Below are 5,225 nucleotides of genomic sequence, written 5' to 3' on the forward strand. Positions count from 1 at the left end.
CTCCGAAAGGCAGAAGTCGCCGCAAGTCCCCCGGGACCGCCGGCGACCTCCGCGGAAACGCCCTGCCGAAACCGCCCCGACCCTGACCTGCCGGAAGATGAACGCTGCGTCGGCTCGGCGGGGGAATGACGGCTTCGCTGGCGCCGTTCGCGGCGGGCGTGGGGCGTCCGAGCGGCGCGGAGCCACGGAGGGCGGAGCGCCGCGAGGCCGAGGCTCATCGCGGCAGGAAGCCGCGATGGGCCGCCCCCGCGTCCGGCGCGAACGGCGACAGCGATGACCCGGGATTCATCGGCGAGGAGATTGAGCGGGCCAGGCTGGCGGCGCACACGTCGAAGGGAACGTACCGCTGCTACTTTCCAGTCCTGACGGAGTTAGTGCTCCGGCGTCACGCCGGGCCTGGCCCATCAAGCCGCGGGCAGGTGCGCTCAGGCGAGCGGACGCTGCGGCGAAAAGGTGGGGGGCTTCCCGGCGGAAGCCCCCCCCATGTTGGTGGAGATGAGCGGGATCGAACCGCTGACCTCTTCGTTGCGAACGAAGCGCTCTCCCAACTGAGCTACACCCCCAACATGTCTATTGAGTTTTTCCAACTCGATCTTCTGGCGGAGAGGCAGGGATTCGAACCCTGGGAACATCGAAATGCTCAACGGTTTTCGAGACCGCCCCGTTCAACCACTCCGGCACCTCTCCGCAATATATTCGATTGTCCCAGGCAATGCCAGCGCGGCGTCAGGCGCCGCGGCCGGGTCCGGTCTGGCGGAGAGGGTGGGATTCGAACCCACGGTACATTGCTGCACACCCGCTTTCCAGGCGAGCCGATTCAGCCACTCTCGCACCTCTCCACCGGAATCGGTGGGGCAATATAGCACCCGATCCCGGCAAAATCAACGCCACCCGGACGGAAAATCCGGCGCCGTCAGCGGTTGCGGCGTTCCCCGAAGAAGTCGCTCAAGAGGCCCGCGCACTCCTCGCCCAGGATGCCCCCCACCACCGAAACCCGGTGGTTGTAGGGGTTGCCGTCCAGGAGCCGGGCCGTGCTCACGACGCCCCCCGCTCGCGGATCCGTGGCCCCGAAGACCACCTGCCCCACCCGCGACAGCAGGATCGCGCCGCTGCACATGGTGCAGGGTTCGAGCGTCACGTAGAGGGTCGCGTCGTCGAGGCGCCAGCTCTCCCCCTCGCCGGCCGCCGCCCCGATGGCCATGATCTCGGCGTGGGCCGTGGGGTCCTGCAGCGTCTCGACCCGGTTGCGCCCGCGGCCGATGATCCTCCCGTCCCGGACCACCACCGCACCGACGGGCACCTCGCCCTCGTCGGCGGCGGCCTGGGCCTCCTTCAGCGCCTCGTGCAGCCAACGTTCGTGCTTGGCGAAGTCGGCGAAGATTCCACCATTCATCTCACGTCACCCTCGACCACCTGGAGGTTGCCGGCCAGATCGCGCACCTCCAGTCGCACCCGCCACGGCACGACGCCCGTCGGGGCCCCGTCCCGCGGCCAGGCCACCTCGGCCGCGAACTTCTCGTCGGGAGAGTCGCAGATCCGGTCGACCGGATCCAGTCTTTCCACGCTGCCGTCGGGCAGGAAGATGCGCGCCCCGCCGAGGACGTGCCCCGCGTCGCGGGCGCGGCAGCGGACCCGGAAACCGGTCGGGATCGCCTCCAGGCGGAAGTCGGTGATCTCGGGCGCGGTGTTGTCCACGCGGATCGGCCCCAGGATGCGGCTCGCGCCGAGGGTCCGGCCCGCCGGATTGTCCCGCTCGTCGCTGGCGGTCAGGCGCACTTCGTAGACGCCGTCGGCCACCTCCGTGGTGTCCCAGCTGAGCAGGGTCTCGCGGGTCTCGAAGCGGTCGGGGCGGCTGGTCGGCAGGGGCCGCCAGGCGTCCCCGCCCTGCCGCCGGTAGGCCAGGCGATAGGTGAGCCGGTCGCCGTTGGGGTCGCTGCCCTGCCAGGTGAAGATCCGCACCGGACGGCCGAGGCCGCCGCGCACCGGACCGGGCCAGTCGTCCTCGGCCGCGCCGCGGCTGAACTCGGCCTGCAGCCCGCTGCGGAAGCGCTGGGTCACGTTGTCCGAGCCGCTGATCATGCCCCCGAGGGTGATGTCCTGCAGCTGTTCGAGCTGGAAATCGGCGATGACCGGGGGCAGGTTGTCCTGCCACGCGCTCACCGCCACCGACGTGACCCGCGCCCCGGTGGCCTTGCGGCCGGCCGGGAACGCGACCCGCCACTGCAGGAACCGGGTGGGCGGCAGATCGATGGCGTGGTCGGCGTCGGTCCAGGCGTCCGACCAGGCCGTCCAGGTCTCATCGGGCACCGAGCGGTTGCCGCCGCGCACCGACCAGCGCAGGCCGGCCTGCGGGGCGTCGCCCTGCCAGCCGAGGCGGCCCCACTGCACGGGCCGGCCGCCGTCCAGGGGCGGGCTCGTGGCCTGGCGCGGCAGGTGCCCGTTGTCGCCCAGCACCACCACGGCGCCCGGATGGGCCTGGCACGCCGCCAGGGGCTCGCCTCCGTCCGGATCGACCAGGATCTGCAGCACGTCGCCGCCCTCCCAACGCGCCAGCACGTGCTGGCTGCGGGGCGGAATCAGGCGCTGCAGGGTGGCGTGGGATTCGTCGTCGCCGAGGGGCCCGCCCGCGAGCCAGCCCCAGCGTTCGCTCCAGGCGGCGGTGAGCAGTTCGTCCGGACCGCTCCACCACGTCTCGACGCGGTCGTCCTCGCCGATGCGGTACAGGGCGGCCGCCGGCGTCTCGGGTGTGGGCTCGCCGCCGAGCAGGGCCAGCAGCGCCGGCGGCGGCGAAGGCGCGACGCCCCCCGGGCGCCCGGCCGCCTCGTCCAGATCGTCGGCCGTGCGCAGGGCCAGCAGGAACACGGCCCCCTCGGGCCCGATGATGAACTGCCGGGCCTCGTCCTGCGCGGTCTCGTGGACCAGGCGCGACTGCCCCTTCGCATCCACGCGGAAGACGAGCCCCGGTCCCTGGGTGGCGACCAGGACGCCGCCGTCGGGCCGCGCCAGCACGTCCAGCGCGTTCTGCGCGTCGAACCCGGCCACCCGCCCGAAGGCATCGTCGGCCGGCCCGTAGCGATAGAGGGCGGCCGGACTGCCGGCCGCGATCCACACCCGCCCGTCGGCGCCGGCGCTGAGGGCCCACACGTAGCCCTCGGCCACGGTGCCCACCACGCGGGCCGCACCGTCGCGCCCGACGCGGAACAGATACCCCTCCGGCCCACAGCCGGCCAGGAGGTCACCGCCGGGCAGGCGCAGCAGGGCGAAGATCTCGGTGCCCTCGAGCCGGGCATGCACTCGGCCCTTCCCCTGCGCGTCCAAGTGATGGATCTCGCCGCCGTGGCCGGTGCCCGTGAAGTAGCCGCCGTCGCCGTCGGGGACGGCCGTCCAGCACACCTCCGGTCCGTCGGGGCCGAGCGGCCGGGCGGTCATGCCGGCCACCAGATGACCGGCATCGTCGAGGGTCGCCCCCTCGAGTTCGAGCTCGTCCATGGCCCGGTCGGCGGGCCAGTCCCAGAACACCGGGCCGGCCGCCAGCGTCGGACCTCCGGCCAGCAGCAGCAGGCCCAGCACACCCGCCACCACGGCGGAACCTTCGCGCAGCTTCCTCGAATTCATCGACCATCCCTTCCTGATCGCCATGGCGGCGGGGTGTCCCGCGCCGCGGGTCACGGCCGTCTCTCCTCGCCCACCGGGGCCGGTGTGGCCTTGATCTCCAGATGCCGGACCGCGTGCCCGACCACCAGGTGCTCGAGCCGACGATCCATGCGCAGGACGTAGTCGGCCAGGCTGCGCTGCACGCCGAGGTTCCCGGCCTGCACCGTCTCGGCGATGCTCTCGGGCAGGTTGGCCAATTCGCGACCCTCCACCACCAGCGACGTGCCCGGCGCCAGGATGGCCAGGGCCAGCACGTCGCCCGACCGCTCGGTGCGCAGCAGCTCGATCATGCCCGGCAGGTTCGTGGGCTGGAAACGCCCCGGCGCCCGCTGGGCCTCGAGCCCGAACAGGTCGGCCGCGCTGGCGGCCACGACCCGGTAGGGTCCCGGTGCCAGATGGCGCGGCAGGACCACGTGGAACTCCTCGACGTCCGGCCCGCCGTCGCGCACGTCGAGCTCGACGGCGAAGGTCACCTCGTCGCCCGCACGGGCGACGGTGCGCGGCCCGGCCAGGCCGCTGACGCGCGCCGTGCGCAGGGGCCGGCGCACCTCCCACGTCGCCTCGACCGCGGTGAGCCGCAGGGGCGCATGGGCGTTGTTCAGCAGGGCCGTCAACGGCCCCATGATCTCCCGCGCCACGCCCGCCGCCCCCCCCGGTCCGGCCGTGACCCCGCGCAGTTCCAGGGGCCGGGCCGCGAGTCCGGCCTCGCCCTCCCAGGTGGTCCGCACGGTGTAGGCCAGGTTCTGCAGGCTGGCGTCGTCGCCCGCCACGAGCAGGGAGTTGTAGACCGCCCAGAACACGAGCGTCGGCGTGAGCAGCGGATCGTCGGCCACCGCGAACTCGTGGACCGCGCCGCCGGCGCCCCCCACCTGCACCCGGACCGGGATCAGCGCCGGCACCGGACCGAGGCGCCCGGCCAGTCCGGCCCGCTGGTCGTGGTGCACCGCTCCGACCAGCGCGCCCACGCTGCCCATCTTGAAGCTCATCTCCCGGCTCGGCAGGATGGTCTGGATCTCGGCCGTGGCCAGGGGCAGGTTCACCGGCCCCCGCTGCATGAAGGGGTGTCCCATCATGAGCACCCGGTCGCCGTCCACCCAGGTGACGGTGCCGATGGCGCCCAGCGACGCGTCGCCCGTCACCAGCGGCACGGCGCACGCCCCACCGGGCACCAGCGCGCCGGACCGCACCGCCGTCCCGGCGCCCGCCGCCCCCATCGGGTGCAGCAGCCAACCCGTCGCGTTCGGATCGAAGCCCGGTTGGGCTCCAGCCAGGTCGGTGGCCAGACGCCGCCACATGCCCGCGGCGTCGGGCCAGTCGCCCCGCGCGGCCGGGGCCCCGCCGTCCGGAGCGGGCACCGCAGCGGTGTCGGTCTCCAGATCGCGGGCCAGTTCCCGATCGACCCCGACCGGCACCAGCCCGGCCAGCTCGTCGACGCCGCCGCCGGTGCCGAGGGCCGCCTCGCGCCAGTCCGTCGCCGGACGGGTCGCGGGCAGGGCCAGCATCTCCGCCGCCGGCGTTACCCCCGCGATGGGCCGCAGCGAACCGCTCCAGCCGAAGGCCAGGGCCCCGGC

3 protein-coding genes, 3 tRNA genes and 1 other RNA gene are annotated in these 5,225 nt (G+C 73.5%); all 7 read right to left on the reverse strand.

What is annotated here, in order from left to right:
• Positions 1–304: 304 nt before the first annotated feature.
• An RNA gene (ffs, locus tag KDM41_17085) (signal recognition particle sRNA small type) lies at positions 305–402 on the reverse strand.
• Between the two features lie 85 nt (positions 403–487).
• Positions 488–563: transfer RNA gene (locus tag KDM41_17090), tRNA-Ala, on the reverse strand.
• Positions 564–597: 34 nt separating this feature from the next.
• Positions 598–687: transfer RNA gene (locus KDM41_17095), tRNA-Ser, on the reverse strand.
• Between the two features lie 64 nt (positions 688–751).
• A tRNA-Ser gene (locus tag KDM41_17100) sits at positions 752–839 on the reverse strand.
• A gap of 74 nt (positions 840–913) precedes the next feature.
• Positions 914–1,393, reverse strand: a complete 480-nt coding sequence (gene tadA, locus KDM41_17105; GenBank protein ID MCB1185140.1) for a tRNA adenosine(34) deaminase TadA — start codon at positions 1,391–1,393, stop codon at positions 914–916.
• Positions 1,390–3,615 (reverse strand): hypothetical protein, encoded by a 2,226-nt coding sequence (locus tag KDM41_17110; GenBank protein ID MCB1185141.1) that lies wholly within the window; start codon positions 3,613–3,615, stop codon positions 1,390–1,392. Before KDM41_17110 ends, tadA begins: the two co-directional genes overlap by 4 nt.
• Positions 3,616–3,665: 50 nt before the next feature.
• Positions 3,666–5,225: hypothetical protein (locus KDM41_17115; protein ID MCB1185142.1), on the reverse strand; the 1,560-nt coding region annotated here is incomplete at its 5' end.

This window comes from bacterium, from assembly GCA_020440705.1.
Lineage (GTDB): Bacteria > Krumholzibacteriota > Krumholzibacteriia > LZORAL124-64-63 > LZORAL124-64-63 > JAGRNP01.

Excerpts from the sequence above, each read along its gene's own strand:
- KDM41_17110 (MCB1185141.1), bottom strand. The coding sequence starts at position 3,615 with ATGAATTCGAGGAAGCTGCGCGAAGGTTCCGCCGTGGTGGCGGGTGTG.
- tadA (MCB1185140.1), bottom strand. The coding sequence starts at position 1,393 with ATGAATGGTGGAATCTTCGCCGACTTCGCCAAGCACGAACGTTGGCTG.